Source organism: Nostoc piscinale CENA21 (assembly GCF_001298445.1).
GTDB lineage: Bacteria > Cyanobacteriota > Cyanobacteriia > Cyanobacteriales > Nostocaceae > Nostoc_B > Nostoc_B piscinale_A.
The window spans coordinates 350,100-366,990 of sequence record NZ_CP012036.1; the positions used below are offsets into that span (position 1 = coordinate 350,100).

Consider the following 16,891-nt stretch of genomic DNA (forward strand, 5'->3'; position numbering starts at 1 on the left):
ACTCCATACCCAAATTTTGTTTTTTTTGACCCGACAAAAGTTTCTAATTCATCAATTTCAGTTATTTCAGGTATTTCAGCTGTTTCGGGATGTTCTGGTAACTGACCACCCATTTGTTTCACCCAATAAATTACTGTTGTATGATGTACTTTTTTTACTCTTTCTATGGCACGGAAACCAGAACCATTAACATACATTTCTAAGCATTCTCGTTTAATTTCGTCACCATAACCCTTTTGATTGTGATATTCAATAAATTGACGACCACAATCTGCACAAATGTAGTTTTGTTTACCTCTTTGTCTACCGTTCTTACGGATATGAGAGGAATTACAACGCGGACATTCCATGAAGATTCACCCTAATTCATATTCTCATTATGCAACGCCATATTTTCTGTTGTACAAGGTACGCCTTTGCGATTGGCAATGCACAAAACTGGATAACTGTTAAAGTTGTCTCGACTGGTGATGTAAAGTGAACCGTTATCGTAATAGCGTTGAAATCTGGCAGTCACAGTCTGACAACGGTTTGCAGGTGGGAATTTTTTAAAATCGTCAACCACCCAACGGATAAACGTCTCGTTTCCTCGTGGGGTGCGTACTTTGGTGACAGGTATACCACCTTCTTGTGTACAGAAAAACTTGCTTGGCCCAGCATAACTCGGCTCAGTTACAGAAATTCCCACAACTAGAAGCGAAGTTACGGATGCTGCTGCTACTTTTGGTAATAATTGAGCCACTAATTTTAGCTGCATATACCAACTACTAATTGCTAAAATACACCTATGCAATTAAGCTACAATATTTAATCCTGTTTTTTCGCATTTGCTTTATTTTGTTTCACAAAGTCGCACCAGCAAATAAAATTGCTAAAGCTTGATCATTGTATTTGTAATGAAATCTGCTTGAGTGCGATCGCTCACTTTAAGCTACCGATTTCTATAACCACCATTAATTACAATATCTTTAATACATAGATAAATAATCAACACAGTTAGTAAAAACTGCATAAATTGTAAAATAGGGTCTAAGCGCCAACCTTGAAAAACCAAAATCAACCCAGAAGTTAGCAGAAAAATAGGGATAATTATAGTCTGGAAAATATAAATGATTAAAGATAAAGTCTCTAATCTTCTGGCATGTTGAATCAGCAGAATTATCATAGCTAGTATGTAAGCTACAGCAAAAATAATTTGCACAAAACCAATCAAACTGGCTGTATTGAATCCGAAATTTACTTGCATTAAAATTAATTCATTCATGAGGAATTTTAACCACTCAACGCAATACTATAACCCAATTTTTTGACGGCGTTACGGAATTTAGTTTCTGATTCGCTAGGCACAACTAAATGCTTTTCTCCGCCTAAGAAACACAGCTTTTTGGTGCGGGTATCGTTGGCGATTAATAAAGCTAAAGCTGCATCAGTGCATTCTATCAAACGGGCTTGACTGCGATCGCGCAAACTATTGCCTCGCGCTTCAATATCTGCTAAAAATTGATTGACGGTTTCTGGTAATTCATGACCACTGCGGGCTTGTAGAAATTCTTGTAATTGGGTGATGCTTTGTCCTTCTTCTATCGCACTCAATAACTTAGCTGTCTCTAACCGCCACACCGCATCAGAAATTTTTTGGGCGTAAACATCCAGCACGATAGTATCAGCAGGAGTGAGTGGTTCGCCAGTCGCCGCTATTTCTAAGTTTGGTAACACACGAAATACTGCCCTTACTTCTAACGGTGGCGGTGTATAGTCGTTTTGCCAACCCAAGCAATATGCACCCAAGGGTGTTAACTGCAAACACATCAAACCGTCGTAACGGCTGAGAAACGGTAAGTCATCGGTTCCCCATAAGTCGCTATAATCAGGGCGAACGCCGCCAGGGTTAACATAGGCGATATTAATCATCCCCAAGGTGGCAACATATTCAAATAACAGACATAAAGCATATCTGCCTTGCAAAATTTCCCAATCATCGCCATTATTACCCAAGCTACCGTAATGGGAGTCACTAATATACAAGTTCCAAGGATTGCGCGTAACTTCAAAATCCTAGCCTTTGACGAGAATGCAGCGAAACAGTTCATTGCCACAATTGTTGCAGATTTTCCCCAAAAGATGGCGGTGAATTACTGCAATGATTTCGGCTTTGCGCGTGGGTTTGCTATTAGTATTTAGTAATGCTGCCACCTTTTTGAGTTCATCAACAGATAATTGTTGTAAAGCCTCATCAACTGTGGAAATGCTTAACTGATCCTGATAGTAAGGCAATGCACTGCAAATAATCTGCAATTTTCAACCTATAAGCAAGATAGGTTTACGAAAATCTTACAATATTAAGTGCTGAGTGCTGAGTCAAGAAAATATACTAACCTCTAGTCTCTAGCCTCTCACTTCTCACCTCATTTCTTTTTTGAAGAATAATTTTGAGATTGATTTTCTTGGCGTAATTGTTGTCTGCCATTGGTGATAATTCTTAACATATCTTTGAGGTCTTGCTCGATATTTTCGAGGACACTATCGGCATAGTGATCAGCACCATCTTCAATTTCTTGGGCTTGAGCGATCGCAGTTTGACGCATTTGTTCTAATTCTTCCATACAAGCTTGTCGCCTGCGTTCAATTTCTGCAAGGGTTTCTTGCATCATCGCCTCGCATTCTTGCTGGGTTTTGCGCCGTAGCTGTTCTGCTTCGTGTTCCGCCTGCCTGAGAATATCACTTTCTGCCAAAATTTGCGCTCTTTTGGCTTGGGCAGCTTCGACAATTTGCTGTCCATATTCTTCGGCTTCTAACATGACATCTTGCTTGTGTTGCAAGATTTCCGTTGCTTCTTGGAACACCGAAGGTAAGGAAACACGAATAAAATCTAGCTGTTCAAAAAGTTTGTCTTCGTCTATTAATGTGCGTCCCGTGAGAGGAACTCGCCAACTCGACAAAATCAAATCTTCTAAACGGTTGAGTTCTTGCTGAATATCTACACTTCCGCTTCGGGAGTTGTCCCCGTTGGCGACTCCATTGGGATACTCTGGAGGGGAGGGATAATTGCCGTTGTGGTTGGGTTCGCTATTGGATAGTTGTGGTTGTAGCATTTGTGTATATCTAAAGCAATGTGCGGGGGAACAAGATGATCGACAGAACCACCAAATCTTGCGATCTCTTTTATCACACTACTACTTAAAAAACTATACTCATTTGATGTTGCGAGAAAAACTGTTTCAATCTGAGTAGACAGAGTTTTATTCGTGTGCGCCATCTGTAATTCTACTTCAAAGTCAGAAATCGCTCGTAAACCGCGTAACAACACTTGTGCTTGGCGCTGTTGGGCATAATTTACAGTCAACCCATCAAAACTATCTGCTTCGACATTTGGTAAGTGTTGCGTAGCTATCCGAATTTGTTCTAGTCTTTGCTGCACAGTAAACAACGGCACTTTATTAGGATTCCGCAGTACAGCGACAATTACCTTGTCAAACAGCCGACTACCACGTTGAATAATATCAAGGTGTCCTAAAGTGATGGGATCAAAACTGCCAGGATAGATAGCAATCACAATATTCGATTTATCACAGTTATTGAGGTGATTATATCGGATTCCACTGTGTTGAGTTGAAAGTGCTGAGTGCTGAGTGGGGTGAGGGGGTAGACAAGGTAGAAAGATTGCTTCCTTATCTCCCGTGTCCCCCGTGTCTTCCTTGTCCCCTAAAGCCCATACTGACGATAAACCTCACTAGCCGCACGATGAATGAGAGAATGTCGCCACACCAGAGATTGCATATCATCGGCGTATCCACCGCCAATTACACAGGCTACGGGATAACCTGCACTCACACAGGTATGTAAAACTTGCATTTCTCGACGGAACAGCCCAGTATCAGTTAAGGCTAGTTTACCCAAGCGATCGCCTATATGAGTATCCACACCCGCATCGTAAAATACTAAATCAGGACGAATCTCTGATAACAAATCTGGCAAATATTCAGCCAAGGTTTGCAAATAAGCATCATCTTCCATTCCCACAGGGAGGGGAACATCTAAATCACTTTTTTGTTTTGTACCAGGAAAATTGACTTCACAGTGCATTGAGAAAGTAAATACACTGGCATCATCAGAGAAGATAAAAGCTGTACCGTCTCCTTGATGCACATCCAAATCGACTATCAGAATTTTCTGCACCAGTCCCAGTTTTTGTAAAACGCGAGATGCGATCGCTAAATCGTTGAAAATACAAAAACCAGATCCATAACTGGGAAAAGCATGATGAGTTCCCCCAGCCGTATTGCAAGCTAAACCCTGACTTAACGCCATCTGAGCCGTGAGTATCGTACCACCAACCGCCACACAGGTACGCTTTACTAAAGCTGGACTCCACGGCAACCCGATGCGGCGTTGGGCTTTATAATCTAGGGTGCCATCACAATATGCTTGCACATAATTTGGTGTATGCACTAACTCAATCAACTCTGGTGATGGACGCTGTGGAGTATGAAACTGGTTTGAGTGTGCTATTTGATCAGTCAACAGCAATTCATACAATTTGCAAAACTTAGCCATTGGGAAACGATGTCCTGCTGGCAAAGGTGCAACATAGTCTGAATGATAAATTATTGGCAAGTCCATGTTATGTATTTTTTACCATAGTCCGATACTAAATATACCTAGAGGTTCAGCAAATACTGTCTTTGAAAGATGAGTTGTAGCAATAATTGTTTTATAATGTTGCTTTAATTTTTGTTGTTCAGTTTAAGAAATCACATTAATTATGACCCAATGGATTTTACCTGCCGCACTAATTTTATTTAGCTTGTTAATTGGTATAGTTTGCGAGAAATTTCTATTTCATAAGTTTAAAAAAATTATTATCCAAAAACATATCCCTGGTAGTCGGCTAATTTTTCAAGCTTTACATCGAGTAACTTTTATTTGGTTTTTATTAGCAGGTTTTTCATCGGCTTTAGTTGCCGCCTCTCCCAACCTCAGCCCAGAATTAAAAATTTTGCTGCAAAGAATAATCACAATTATTTTTCTCTGTTCCATCACTTTAGTTTTAGCAAGGCTGACTGCTGGTTTTGTCAATTCTTGGACGCGCAAAGCTGAAGGAGTTTCAGCCTCACTAATTTCTAATCTGGCAAAAACGGCAGTTTTTATTTTAGGGATATTAATTCTCTTACAAACATTAGGGGTAGCAGTTACACCACTAGTCACGACTTTAGGAATTGGTGGTATTGCTGTTGGTTTAGCACTGCAAGATACTTTAGCAAATTTATTTTCTGGTTTTTATTTAATAATTTCTAAGCAGGTAAGGACTGGAGATTATGTCAAGCTAGATGAAGGACACGAAGGTTATGTTACAGATATCACTTGGCGCAATACTACTATTAAAGAGCTTTCTAATAACGTAGTGATTGTACCTAATTCTAAATTAGCTTCGGCAATTTTTACTAATTACCATCTTCCAGCTAAAGAAATTACTTTAACGATGAACGTGGGAGTTAGTTATGATAGCGATTTAGAACAAGTCGAAAAAGTTACTGTCGAAGTTGCTAAAGATGTTATGCGAGAAATTGCTCCAGAATTAATTGCCAATGAGCCTTATATTAGATTTCATACATTCAATGATTTTAGTATCGATTTTACTTTGTATATGCGAGTAAGTGAATATTTTGATCAGCGAATGGGCAAGCATCTGTTTGTCAAAAGATTACACAAACGTTACCAAGAATCTGGTATTTCTATTCCTTTTCCCATTCGGGATATTTATGTTCACAATAACAATTGAATGCTAGAGATTAGAGGCTAGTGACTAGGGGTTAGCAAGCCGCAACACACCAAAATATACGTAGGATGTGTTACTCTGTCGCTAACACATCCTATGTATATTTCAAAAATGAAATATGAATCATAGAGATAAAAAAAAGGTAAAAGATCACTAATCAAAAATGATTTTCATCTTTTACCTTTGAATTGTATCCTACTGTGCATTAGTAGAAACGATGAATAGCATTTCTACAAAACTTGAATATTATCTTCTACCAGGAGTTCTACCTCCTTCGTCGTTACTACCACCGTGGGGGCGAGAATTTCCTGGGTCACAACCTTCAGAACCGTTACCTATTCCTTGGTTACAATGACGGCGGAGTTTTCCGGTTTCGGTTGTACTACTTTCTTCCAGTTCGGCTTGCTGCTGTGTTTGTTCTACAGCGTACTGTGAGTTAATCTCGACAGCTTCACCAGTGCTGACTAACGCTTTATATATCAAGGCTGCAACTTCGGCTCTTGTTGCTACTTTATCAGCATTGAGAGTCTGAACATTGGGATAATTAACCACAATACCGCGTTCTGTCAGTGCTGCGATCGCATTTCGCACATCACTACGAATAGTTGCAGCATCTGAGTAAGCTGCCAAAATTGACTCTGTAGAACCGCTAAAGGTGTAGTTTAAGCCTCTGGCTAACGATAGCAGGACTTCTAAACGAGATAAGGCTTGTGTGGGGTTGAATTTGTTCCCCGAAATGCCGAGGAAGCCTGTAGAATAAGCTTTACGGATGGCGCTGTAAGCCCAATAATTGGCGGATACATCTCTAAAGCTAACCGTCTGACGAATGTTAGCCTTTTCAAAAGCTTGGCTAATCATAGCGGCAAATTGGGCGCGAGTTACCTGTTCATCAGGGCGGAAATTCCCATCAGGAAAACCTTGAATGACTTGCAAAGCTGCTAACTCTGAAATAAAGTCACTAGCCCAGTGATTGCTGGAAACATCACTAAATTTAACTTGGATACCTTGAGCTACACCGATTGCACGGTAACTCATCATCATCTGACCGATGTCATAAATAGAACTATCGTCATCGCTGACTTCATTGAGTTCTACTAAACGCCCTGGTTCGGCTTTTAAAGCTTCTGCTAAGTTGTAACTGAAACTACTAATTGTTTGACGAACTAGCGCGAATTTACCACTGCTAAAGGAAGTAGGGTAGATGCTATTTGTGGTAACTGACGAGAAACCTTCTGTTTCAAATTGGCTAACGTTAACAGTTTGGGAACTGCTAAGGAAAGTTACTCGTTGGTCGCTAACTTGGGTAAAGTAGTCGTAGCTGCTGGTGCTGGAGTCAATTGTGCCGTCTTCATCAGCATCAACTCCGTAGACAGTGCGAACAACTTGATATTCGCTCGGATTAGCGGACAGAATTAGATTCACACTGCTGAATGCTTGCAAACATTCAAATTCGCTGTAGCCAATAAAGCGGTTTTGAGTATCGTATAGTCTGACAACTACGCGATCGCCTGCTTTAATACCTTTAACAAATTTTGCCTTGCGCTTAACTTTATACTTGTAGTCACCAAGAAATCTTTCTTTTAAGAAATTGTTGTGGCGTTTAGATTTCAAGGAAACACGAGCAATTACTTCCGAAAATTCCCCAGATGGTTGTAAAATAGCCAGACTAAAACCCGTCTTTTTGGCTTTAACTACTGTACTCGTCGCACTCACTTGGGTATTGCGTTGGGCTACCACATTTCGTTGAATCCTTGTGCGACTAATTTGACGAGTGGTAGTTTCTCGACGAGCAATTAAAGCTGTCAAACTCTGGGTAGACTCTTCATCAAGTTTAGCTACACTTCCTGACTCATCAGTGCGATACACCCAAACTTCTTGGGCGTTGCTAACTACTATATGCCAACCAGGAACTACTGCTTGAGAACAGTTATCTTCTGCTTTTAAACCCAAACAGCCATCAGACCAAGTTTGCTGTTGGGCTTTAATCACACGTAAAGTTGAAGCTTGTGAACCTGTGCGACTAGAAATATCTTCTAAAACAGCATCTTTGACTGATTCTGGTAAGTCTGACTCATTGCTGCTTAACTCATCTGCTAACAGTTGTTGCGTTGTAGAGTTAACAGGTGTTTGCGCGATGGTGGTAGAGAACCGAGGAGTTGCAGAAGCTGAAAAGATTGGCGAAAACATTGCTACTGAAGTAGCGGCAATGATAATTTGACTCAAATGAGCGAAAGAACGAGTTTTTTTTGTGTTTCATCTCACACCATACCAATCGGTGAGTAAGTGAAGAGAATATGAATTCCCTTGACTTATTAATCCCGTTGTGCAGATGAAATTAACACTTCTCTAAATAATTTGGATTACTTAACAATAGTGCGATCGCTTGCTCTTTCAAAACTGACGCATAAAGGTTGTCTGTTCAGAATGGGTATAAGGGTGTGAGGGTGTAGAAGTGATGGAACTCTGATTAAACAGTGATTTTGAGAGTTATTACTCATCACTCTGTTAAAAACCTACACTTGTCAGTCTACCGCTTCACCTTTCCCAAACCCTTGATTGTAAAATAGAACTGCTGACTATCGCTCTGACATCAAACGAGTCACTTCATCTATCGGTAAATTCAACGCACTGGCTATCTGTTCTACATTTAATCCCAAGTCCAACAATTTCGGTATTGCGTCACGTCGTGCTTGTTCAGCTTGTTGACGTGCTTGTTCTGTTTCTTTATGACTCAAAAGTTTCTCCCCTGTTTGGGGGTCAAAAAAGCGTAATTCACCATTAATTAGTCTCAAGTCTAAACCCAAAACTTCACTGTGAATTGACAGTACGCCGTCGGGTAAAAAGTTAGGTGTCAGAGATTGATATTTGCCTTGTACCAACCGAGAACCTTTCAGTTGTGGCTTGAGATAGTCACCTGTGGGATCATACTGAAAGTACTCCTGTACACCTAAGAAAGCATATTTTTGAGGTTTATCTTCCTCATCATTTTCTTGGGTACTTGCAGAAGTAATTTCTAAAACAAAGTTAGGCACTCTACCACCTTCTTGCCAGACTTTGTAACTAGAGCGTTTTTTTCTTTTCTACCCCAAAAACAACAAACACATCGGGCGCAATTACAGCACTTGGAATACCTTGCTTATAGTATATAAACAGATTTCCTGACACATAAATATCACTGCGTGCTTGGAAATAAATATCTAATGCTTCTACTGCATAAATTAAATAATCGCGTGCTGGGTCGCTTTCCGCCATTGGTTTGCCGTCGGAGTCCGGATAGAATATTTCGGTTTTGAGTTGGTTACTAGAAATGGTCATAGACAAAAGACCTCAACTCACCTGTGACTAGCTTAAAAATAGCATTTTCGCTGAAATTATAAGAAGAAGTAGTAGTGCGATCGCCTAGTTTAGTCAACGAAGTAATACACAAGCGACTCGCACTGAAGCATCCGTTGGTAGCAAATAATATTAATGTTGGGTTTTGCTTCGCTTCAACCAAAATAAATAAATTCCCTAGACTTTACTATATAAAGTAATAGTTTAGGAATCTTAATAATGACCTTAACAACCCAGCAACTACCATCAGTCGATTTAGAAAAGTTTATTTGGACTTGGCAGGGGCATAAAATTCAATATACCGTCATGGGTACAGGCAAGCCCTTAGTATTAGTGCATGGCTTTGGTGCTTCTATTGGACATTGGCGGAAAAATATCCCGGTGTTAGCCGAGGCTGGTTACAAGGTATATGCTGTAGATTTGTTGGGTTTTGGTGGTTCTGATAAACCACCATTAAATTACTGTGTAGAAATCTGGGTAGAATTACTCAAAGATTTTTGGACGGCACATATTCAAGAACCTGCGGTATTTATCGGGAACTCCATTGGCGCACTGATTAGCTTGATAGTATTAACAAAACATCCTGAAATTAGTGCTGCTGGGGTGTTAATTAACTCAGCAGGTGGTTTGAGTCATCGTCCCCACGAATTAAACCCACCACTACGTATTGTGATGGCGACTTTTAATCGTGTGGTGCGATCGCCTTTAACTGGTAAATTTGTCTTTAACCGCATCCGCCAAAAATCCCAAATTCGCCGCACTTTATATCAGGTTTACCGTAATCGGGCTGCTGTTACTGATGAGTTAGTTGATTTACTTTATACACCCTCTTGCGACCCAGGAGCGCAACAAGTGTTTGCTTCCATCTTGACAGCGCCGCCAGGCCCTTGTCCAGAGGAACTTTTACCCAAAGTTGAACGTCCTTTATTAGTGATTTGGGGCGCTGATGACCCTTGGACACCCATTACTGGGGCGAAGATTTACGAAGAGGCGTGTGCAAATGGCAAAGATATCAAGATTATTCCCATTCCTAACGCCGGTCATTGTCCCCACGATGAAGTTCCAGATATTGTCAACACCCAAATGATCAATTGGTTAACACAAGTGTGAAGTCTGAAGTGTTGAAGAAGGCAGGAGTTAAAAGGCAGGAGGCCGATTGGAGGGTAATTCAAAACCGCCTCTAATCGTTCGCGTAGCGTCTTGTAGGGACGACCGCCAAGTCTAAGATTTTAAACCCAAATGGGCGAGGCAAAAAGGCTTTACCTTTGATTAAAAATCTTCCCTTCTGCCTCCTGCCCTCTGCCTTCTGCCTCCTGAATACTGCTTTCTCTTTCACACTTCATTTACCGGGTGAGTACCTTTTATTCTGATTGCACTTTGACAAAATCAAACTCAGGTGGTGTGTAATGGAGCTTGATGTGCGTAATAAAGGGACAATTCCCGTAATTCACCATGCAGATTTTTCTGTGCAAGGCTATCGAGTGATTCGAGAACTGGGACGGAATCACGCCGATGAACGCATTACTTACCTTGCAACTGACTGTAAATCTCAACAAACAGTAGTCATTAAAGAGTTCAACCTTGCTAATGAAACTATTGATTGGTCAGGTTCAAAAGCTTACGAACGGGAAATTGCGATTTTACAACAACTAGAACATCCCCGCATTCCCCGCTACATAAATTCTTTCGCAACCTCAAAGAACTTTTATTTAGTCCAAGAGTATAAGAATGCTGTACCTTTAGGGACAAAAGATAACTTTTCTCCGGCTGAAATTAAGCAGGTAGCCATCTCACTTTTAGAAATTTTGGTTTATTTGCAACAACAAATTGACCCAATGATTCATCGGGATATTAAACCAGAAAATGTTTTAGTTGACGAACAACTCAATGCTTATTTAGTTGATTTTGGTTTGGCTCGCCAACAAAGTGCCAAAATAGCTTTAACTACCTTATCTGCTGGGACTCCTGGTTTTATTCCTCCAGAAGAACAGTTTGGTTATGCTTTGACACCAGCTTCAGATTTGTATAGTGTTGGGGCAACATTGATTTGCTTACTCACCAATACCCAAACAGCGAATATTGGTTATGGTGGCTTAAAATTTCCCAAATTAGAAAATCATTTCCATCCTAGTTTTCGGTCTTGGTTATGGAGGATGGTACAGCCTAACTGGAAAGACCGCTATCCCAATGCAGCATCAGCTTTAGTAGCACTCAAATCAATTCCAGTTACGGGTAAAGCTTCTGTCAGTGAAATTTTACTGGCTGCTATGAAGTTGAAAAAACGTACAGCGATGTTAGCCTTAGCTGCGTTGGGAATGTTAGCAGTAGGACTAACAACGTTAGTTTTTTCGCAACCAGGTGGTGCAACTCAGCAGTTAGAAGAAAGCCAATCTTTAATTGATATCAAGTAAACCTGGCGGTGGTAGAATTTCCACACGCCGAGATGCAATATCTACAACTGGTGTGATTTCTTTGACAAAGGGAATTAAAACTGTTTTGTTGGCTTTTTCATGATTAAGTAATTCCACTTCGAGTAAATCATTACCAGCCGGGATGACATCTACCACTTTCCCCAACAGTTCACCCGATGTCTGTAAGAAAACTTCCAAACCAATTAAATCCACAACATGATATTCATCTTCGCCTAATTCGGGGCGATCGCTTGCCGGCACAAATAATCGACAATCACGCAATTCCTCAGCTTGGTTGCGGTTGTCCACCCCAGCTATACTAATCACGTATAAGTTTTTTCCTTCCAAATAACGCCCATCCAATAATTCTATTGGTTGCGGTTCTGTTTGCCCAGGACGCAATAACCAACGTGTTCCCGGTTCTTCAAAGCGTTCGGGAAAATCCGTTTCTGGATAAACTCGTAATTCTCCAGCCAACCCTTGAGGCGCAACAATTTTCCCAATTGCCAACCACTCATCTAAATTGGGGAGTTGAGAGTGGGGAGTGGGGAGTGGGGGTTTTTTTTCTGTTTTTTGATTCTTCTGTTTTTTGGTCATTGGTCAATAGTCAATTTAGAAGTTAAAAGGCAAAAAGCAAAAGTAAAAAGATAAAACCTTTTACCTTTTTACTTTTAACTTTTTACTTGTTCATACCCAATACCTAGCTTCTCTACTCCCAACTCCTCACTCCCTACTTCTCACGCACTCACCACCGCACGCTGATAAACTTGCTCGGCTACTTTAGCGAGACGTTGCATAGCAGCTACAATCTCAGTATCGCTACCAGTCAAGCTAATGCGTAAACATTGGTGTTTGTGTGACCATTCTTCTTGTAAACCGGGGAAGAAGGTACTACCAGGAACCACAATAACTCCAACTTTTTTGAGTTCTTGGTAAAATTCCCAATCAGTAATGGGTAAATCTTTCAACCATAACCATGCAAAGATTGCGCCTTCACCACGGTGGAGGAACCAAGGTAAATCTTTTGGCATAGCAGCATCTAGAGTAGTTTCCAGAACTGCAAACTTGTTTTGGTAAAAAGGCCGAATAACTTGTTCCGCAATTTCTCCTAGTTTACCGGAGTTGATGGCACGAGAGGCGATCGCTTGTCCATAACGAGAAGCATGAATACACAAGTTTGTCTGGAAGCATTCAAGAACTTGAATGAACTTTTCATCACCAATAGCGACACCAATACGTTCCCCTGGTAATCCTGCTTTCGACAAACTCATGCAGTGAATAATATTTTCCCCAAATATTGGCTGCATCTCTGTGAAGTTCAAAGCAGGGTAGGGAGGCGCGTAAGCAGAATCAATCAACACAGGTACATTATAAGTTGCAGCGAGAGCAGCAATTTTGTTGACTTCATTGGCTGTGAGGACGTTACCAGTGGGGTTGCAAGGACGAGAGAAGATAATACAACCAGTTTGTTCTGACACCGCCAATTGGCTAAAATCGGGGCGATATTTAAATTTGTGGTTAGCTGCGTCTATATCCAAAGTTGGTTTGTAAGCGATTAAAGCCTCTGGTTGCAAACACACGCCGCCATAGCCTGTGTAGTCGGGACTTAAAGGTAAAACAATTTGTCGCAGTTCACCGTTGCTGGTGGAACCACCAAAGGCATTGGCTGCGTAGAAATAAAGGCTTTGGCTACCGGGAGTAATTAAGATATTGCGAGAGGTTAAGTTTAAACCATAGCGTTTGTTGAAGTCATTTGCGATCGCTTCAATTAACGGCGCATAACCTTGACTTGCACCATAACGACAAACCACTTCCCCATATTCCGCACTCGCCAACAGTTCCGCCGTTGCATCGCGCCACAACTGTTCCACCTCTGGCAAAATCAACGGATTTCCCGCACTTAAATTAATTAACTCCTGCCCCTGACTCGCTTGCAACGTTTCTACAATGTCCTTCATAATCGCTCGTACACCAGTGAGGTTGGACATTTGAGCGCCAATTTTCGTTAGGGCAGGGTTCATAAGCTTTGCAAAATTAGAATTAACTGAGAAGTTGACAAAATTATAAAATTCATGCGGCGGATAGATATCATCTTCCACATTTGCCGCCTGTAACTAATGTACCAATCTCACAAGAAAATGCAATTTTAATGTAAGTTCAATGATTGATCAATCTACGTGAATTTGATCAACCTCACCCCAACCCCTCTGTCTTGAAAAGTTTGCGCGTCCGGGTTTCCCGGCGCAAACTTTTCGCTCCGACGCAGAGAGGGGCAGAAATATTCTGCATTTTCCACAAAAAAATTCAAGTTTTAAAGCCTCTCCCCGTTGCGGGGAGAGGTTTGGAGAGGGGTTCTTTATATCAAACTCACGTCACATTAACTTACTCAGCTTCATTCCAAGCCTTAATCGCTTCAATAGGAATACCAGCCGGAGCAAACAAAATCTTCACCGTCTCAATACCTGCGGCTGTCACTGCTTTTCGCAAACGTACCTTAAGCGGGGGATATGTTTTCATAACTTGCTCAACTACTTGCTTATCTTTTAGTACAGGATGATTCTCAACAACTTCAGCCACAATTGGTTGAGCATCAATTACAGTCGGTTTATCTTGCTCAATTTTCGCCAACAATTGCTCCAGCACAGTTGCTAATTCTGGTATTGCTGGGTAATTGTTTTGAGTGCCAATGTTATCACCTTGAATATTTCCTATAACACTTCCTGTGAGGTTGTTAAAAGTAGCATTACTAAAATCATATTTAGGAGTTTCTGACATAGTTTTTAGTGTTTGATTAAGTGTATTAAGAGAGCTGCTTAAAGGATCTGCGTTGTTAGTTTCTTCATCTAATACATTATAAAAAATTGCATGATTATAAAATTTGCAACGCTCTTGAATTTGAGCAATTGCATCGCTTTTATCTTGTGATGGTGTTTTTAAGTGTAACTCCCAAATCTGAGGTAAAATTTCAGAATCAGCAATTTTTCCTAACGCTTGTGCGGCTCTCCAACGCACATCAGAATTTTTATCTTGCAAAGCAGTAATTAAGGGATTGAGCGCCGCTTTATTGCCGATTTTTCCTAACGCTTGTGCGGCTCTCCAACGCATCTCAGAATCTTTATCTTGCAAAGCAGTAATTAAGAGATTGAGCGCCGCTTCATTGCCGATTTCTCCTAACGCATATGCGGCACTCCTACGCACATTATAATCTTCATCTTTCAAAGCAGTAATTAAGGGATTTACCACCGCTTCATTGCCGATTTCTCCTAACGCATATGCGGCAATCATACGCACACCAGAATCTTCATCTTGCAAAGCGGTAATTAAGGGATTTATCACCACTTTATTTTTAGCGATTTTTATTAACGCATGTGCGGCACTCCTACGCACATTATAATCTTCATCTTTCAAAGCAGTAATTAAGGGATTGAGCGCCGCTTCATTACCGATTTCTCCTAGCGCATATGCAGCAATCATACGCACATCAGAATCTTTATCTTGCAAAGCAGTAATTAAGAGATTTACCGCCGCTTTATTGCCGATTGTTCCTAACGTCAATGCGGCATTTCTACGCACACCATGATCTTCATCTTGCAAAGCGGTAATTAAGAGATTTACCGCCACTTTATTTTTGGCGATTTTTAGTAACTCAAATTGGAATGTCATATTAACATAGGAATAGTTTTCTTGGAAAGCGGTAATTAAGGGATTTATCGCCCCTTTATTGCCAATATTTCCTAACAGCTTTGCGACTCTACTACAAACATAATTTTCATCGTGCAATGGATAATTGAAAACATAAATGCCATTTTCAGAGCGAATTGTCCCCAAAAACTCAACTTTGAGTAATTTATGAATATCTAACTCCCAAATTAAATTAACTGTTTTTTTCTGATACTCTTGCTTTACCTCTCTTGCTAACCTTGCCCCTAACATTAAATCTACATCTAAAGCTAACTTCACCACTCGCACTGCTTGTTTTTCATCATCTACTAACCCCAACATCAAGGCTAAGGGTTCTGTCCACTTCAAATAATTCAAATAATTTTGTTTCAGCTTCTTATCACTAATCTTGTCAAGCTGTGAGAGTAAAAATTCTGCGGCGTAATATTCTTGAATTAGCTGGTGATGAAACTCAATCTCTGTATCTGTTCGCCTTTGAATTAAGTGATATTTGAGCAAATCTTCCAGCCAATGTCTTGCACAATCATCAGCAAATTCTACTTTCTTCTCTAAAAATATTGTTAAAATATTCCTAGCTTGCTGCTGAGAAATGGTTAATTGTAACTCCGTTGAATTGTCACCTTGAATCATTACAAATGCCAGATGTTGTAATAAATCAGCTTGCCAGTGACGCAACTTTTCAGCAATTGGTATATCTCTTTTGAGTTCGTGATACACTCCAGAGAACAAACGAAACAGCGCACCTAAACTAGCAGGAATTAGTTGATCAGATTTGAACAATTCACACAACATCCACAGTAACAGAGGCGTTTCTCCCAATTGCCGCAAGCGTCCACTTAACTGTCGCAGCATTTCATCTGCCATCTTTTCTGGTAAATAGGCGTGAACAAACTGCTGCATTTGCGCTTCTGTGAGAGGCTGCATTTCCAGCTTTTTTTCAATACCTAAATCACCGCCTACACTCAAATCTCGCGTCGTGAAAATCATCGGCGTGAATTGACGGTATTGCTTGCGAAAATCATCTAAATTTCGTCTAGCTAATTCGTTGGGTAATTCATTTAACCCATCTACAAGGAGTAAGAATTTGCCTTTAAACAGTAAATTCTGAATTTCTTCACTGTTGAGGTTTAATTTATGCTCAAATAAAAAGTTTCTAATTAAATCCAGTACCGAAGTTGTGTAGCGCCTCAACTCCACCAGCACAGGAATTTTCTGATTTAATTCTCCCTGTTTTGCCTTTTGGGCTTCTTCCCACAACAAGCGTTCTAAAGCCGTAGATTTACCAGAACCAGGTTTTCCCACTAGCAAAACATGATTGGCTGCATACTTCCGTAACCCTTCCAGGATGTTCAACCGTTCAATTTTTTTCTTTTTCTACTGCTTCACCTTCTCGTTGCGGTGGTAGTATTGTTTGCACCATTAAGCTGATATCTAAGCGTCGGTGCGATTTTTTTAGGTTCAAGTCTTTGACGGTCTAGGGCATCAGTTGGTGTATATAAATCTTCCCACTCTTTATATCTTTCGTCCTCGCTGAGAGATTCTAAATAATGATTAAAATCTATGCTGTGGTCTGCAACCATAGTAGTAAGTTGACCGAGGACTTTTAAGCGTTATTGTATATTTTAATATAAGACTATATTGAATTTTTCAAATACAACATAAATTCTATAAACCTCACCCCTCTCCGACG

At 40.4% G+C, this 16,891-nt stretch carries 18 protein-coding genes and 1 pseudogene; 3 read left to right on the forward strand and 16 right to left on the reverse strand.

Features of this window, described 5'->3' with window-relative positions; genetic code table 11:
• From ACX27_RS01485 to ACX27_RS01515, 8 genes and pseudogenes are all read right to left on the reverse strand, one after another.
• Nucleotides 1–350, reverse strand: a pseudogene (locus ACX27_RS01485) (IS1 family transposase); the annotation flags it as partial.
• Between the two features lie 11 nt (nt 351–361).
• Nucleotides 362–757 carry a COP23 domain-containing protein gene (locus tag ACX27_RS01490; RefSeq protein WP_062287473.1) on the reverse strand — a complete coding sequence of 132 codons (396 nt, stop codon included), beginning with the start codon at nt 755–757 and terminating at the stop codon, nt 362–364.
• Between the two features lie 174 nt (nt 758–931).
• Complete coding sequence (locus tag ACX27_RS01495) at nt 932–1,264, reverse strand: Ycf66 family protein (protein ID WP_062287476.1); 333 nt, start codon at nt 1,262–1,264, stop codon at nt 932–934.
• Nucleotides 1,265–1,272: 8 nt separating this feature from the next.
• Nucleotides 1,273–2,025: a helicase-associated domain-containing protein gene (locus ACX27_RS01500; RefSeq protein WP_235526452.1), complete on the reverse strand. Its 753-nt coding sequence runs from the start codon at nt 2,023–2,025 to the stop codon at nt 1,273–1,275.
• A 30-nt stretch (nt 2,026–2,055) separates the two neighbouring features.
• Complete coding sequence (locus tag ACX27_RS33195; protein WP_235526453.1) at nt 2,056–2,295, reverse strand: hypothetical protein; 240 nt, start codon at nt 2,293–2,295, stop codon at nt 2,056–2,058.
• 110 nt (nt 2,296–2,405) lie between these two features.
• Entirely contained in the window at nt 2,406–3,092 is a 687-nt protein-coding gene (locus ACX27_RS01505; protein WP_144427379.1) for an ATP synthase subunit B family protein, read from the reverse strand.
• A complete protein-coding gene (coaD, locus tag ACX27_RS01510; protein ID WP_062287478.1) occupies nt 2,978–3,553 on the reverse strand; it encodes a pantetheine-phosphate adenylyltransferase in 576 nt (191 codons plus the stop codon). Before coaD ends, ACX27_RS01505 begins: the two co-directional genes overlap by 115 nt.
• Nucleotides 3,554–3,702: 149 nt before the next feature.
• Nucleotides 3,703–4,620 (reverse strand): histone deacetylase family protein, encoded by a 918-nt coding sequence (locus ACX27_RS01515; RefSeq protein ID WP_062287481.1) that lies wholly within the window; start codon nt 4,618–4,620, stop codon nt 3,703–3,705.
• 142 nt (nt 4,621–4,762) lie between these two features.
• Between ACX27_RS01515 and ACX27_RS01520 the strand changes: the two genes are divergently transcribed.
• Nucleotides 4,763–5,779 carry a mechanosensitive ion channel family protein gene (locus ACX27_RS01520; protein WP_062287484.1) on the forward strand — a complete coding sequence of 339 codons (1,017 nt, stop codon included), beginning with the start codon at nt 4,763–4,765 and terminating at the stop codon, nt 5,777–5,779.
• 243 nt (nt 5,780–6,022) lie between these two features.
• On the opposite strand, the gene ACX27_RS01525 is transcribed toward ACX27_RS01520, so the two are convergent.
• The 4 genes from ACX27_RS01525 to ACX27_RS31445 form a co-directional block, all read right to left on the reverse strand.
• Complete coding sequence (locus ACX27_RS01525; protein WP_083468885.1) at nt 6,023–7,963, reverse strand: S-layer homology domain-containing protein; 1,941 nt, start codon at nt 7,961–7,963, stop codon at nt 6,023–6,025.
• 389 nt (nt 7,964–8,352) lie between these two features.
• Nucleotides 8,353–8,808, reverse strand: coding sequence for a Uma2 family endonuclease (locus ACX27_RS33200; protein WP_235526454.1), 456 nt, complete (start codon nt 8,806–8,808; stop codon nt 8,353–8,355).
• Nucleotides 8,809–8,836: 28 nt separating this feature from the next.
• Nucleotides 8,837–9,091, reverse strand: a complete 255-nt coding sequence (locus tag ACX27_RS33205; protein ID WP_235526455.1) for a hypothetical protein — start codon at nt 9,089–9,091, stop codon at nt 8,837–8,839.
• Nucleotides 9,078–9,272 carry a hypothetical protein gene (locus tag ACX27_RS31445; protein WP_144427380.1) on the reverse strand — a complete coding sequence of 65 codons (195 nt, stop codon included), beginning with the start codon at nt 9,270–9,272 and terminating at the stop codon, nt 9,078–9,080. The genes ACX27_RS33205 and ACX27_RS31445 overlap by 14 nt, the downstream gene beginning before the upstream one ends.
• Nucleotides 9,273–9,328: 56 nt before the next feature.
• On the opposite strand from ACX27_RS31445, the gene ACX27_RS01535 reads away from it, so the two are divergent.
• Nucleotides 9,329–10,219, forward strand: a complete 891-nt coding sequence (locus ACX27_RS01535) for an alpha/beta fold hydrolase (protein ID WP_062287490.1) — start codon at nt 9,329–9,331, stop codon at nt 10,217–10,219.
• A 296-nt stretch (nt 10,220–10,515) separates the two neighbouring features.
• Entirely contained in the window at nt 10,516–11,520 is a 1,005-nt protein-coding gene (locus ACX27_RS01540) for a serine/threonine protein kinase (RefSeq protein WP_062287493.1), read from the forward strand.
• On the opposite strand, the gene rimM is transcribed toward ACX27_RS01540, so the two are convergent.
• From rimM to ACX27_RS01560, 4 genes are all read right to left on the reverse strand, one after another.
• Nucleotides 11,503–12,117 (reverse strand): ribosome maturation factor RimM, encoded by a 615-nt coding sequence (gene rimM / locus ACX27_RS01545; RefSeq protein ID WP_062287496.1) that lies wholly within the window; start codon nt 12,115–12,117, stop codon nt 11,503–11,505. The genes ACX27_RS01540 and rimM overlap by 18 nt on opposite strands.
• A 140-nt stretch (nt 12,118–12,257) precedes the next feature.
• Nucleotides 12,258–13,541 (reverse strand): valine--pyruvate transaminase, encoded by a 1,284-nt coding sequence (locus tag ACX27_RS01550; protein WP_062287498.1) that lies wholly within the window; start codon nt 13,539–13,541, stop codon nt 12,258–12,260.
• A gap of 361 nt (nt 13,542–13,902) precedes the next feature.
• Nucleotides 13,903–16,554, reverse strand: a complete 2,652-nt coding sequence (locus ACX27_RS01555) for a HEAT repeat domain-containing protein (RefSeq protein WP_062287500.1) — start codon at nt 16,552–16,554, stop codon at nt 13,903–13,905.
• Nucleotides 16,555–16,583: 29 nt separating this feature from the next.
• Nucleotides 16,584–16,781, reverse strand: coding sequence for a hypothetical protein (locus tag ACX27_RS01560; protein ID WP_062287503.1), 198 nt, complete (start codon nt 16,779–16,781; stop codon nt 16,584–16,586).
• Nucleotides 16,782–16,891: the final 110 nt, after the last annotated feature.

What these genes read in the sequence shown, in the direction of transcription:
- ACX27_RS01490 (WP_062287473.1), bottom strand. Translation starts at nt 757, where the DNA reads ATGCAGCTAAAATTAGTGGCTCAATTATTACCAAAAGTAGCAGCAGCA.
- ACX27_RS01495 (WP_062287476.1), bottom strand. Translation starts at nt 1,264, where the DNA reads ATGAATGAATTAATTTTAATGCAAGTAAATTTCGGATTCAATACAGCC.
- ACX27_RS01505 (WP_144427379.1), bottom strand. Translation starts at nt 3,092, where the DNA reads ATGCTACAACCACAACTATCCAATAGCGAACCCAACCACAACGGCAAT.
- ACX27_RS01515 (WP_062287481.1), bottom strand. Translation starts at nt 4,620, where the DNA reads ATGGACTTGCCAATAATTTATCATTCAGACTATGTTGCACCTTTGCCA.
- ACX27_RS01520 (WP_062287484.1), top strand. Translation starts at nt 4,763, where the DNA reads ATGACCCAATGGATTTTACCTGCCGCACTAATTTTATTTAGCTTGTTA.
- ACX27_RS01525 (WP_083468885.1), bottom strand. Translation starts at nt 7,963, where the DNA reads ATGTTTTCGCCAATCTTTTCAGCTTCTGCAACTCCTCGGTTCTCTACC.
- ACX27_RS33205 (WP_235526455.1), bottom strand. Translation starts at nt 9,091, where the DNA reads ATGACCATTTCTAGTAACCAACTCAAAACCGAAATATTCTATCCGGAC.
- ACX27_RS01535 (WP_062287490.1), top strand. Translation starts at nt 9,329, where the DNA reads ATGACCTTAACAACCCAGCAACTACCATCAGTCGATTTAGAAAAGTTT.
- ACX27_RS01540 (WP_062287493.1), top strand. Translation starts at nt 10,516, where the DNA reads ATGGAGCTTGATGTGCGTAATAAAGGGACAATTCCCGTAATTCACCAT.
- rimM (WP_062287496.1), bottom strand. Translation starts at nt 12,117, where the DNA reads ATGACCAAAAAACAGAAGAATCAAAAAACAGAAAAAAAACCCCCACTC.
- ACX27_RS01550 (WP_062287498.1), bottom strand. Translation starts at nt 13,541, where the DNA reads ATGAACCCTGCCCTAACGAAAATTGGCGCTCAAATGTCCAACCTCACT.
- ACX27_RS01560 (WP_062287503.1), bottom strand. Translation starts at nt 16,781, where the DNA reads ATGGTTGCAGACCACAGCATAGATTTTAATCATTATTTAGAATCTCTC.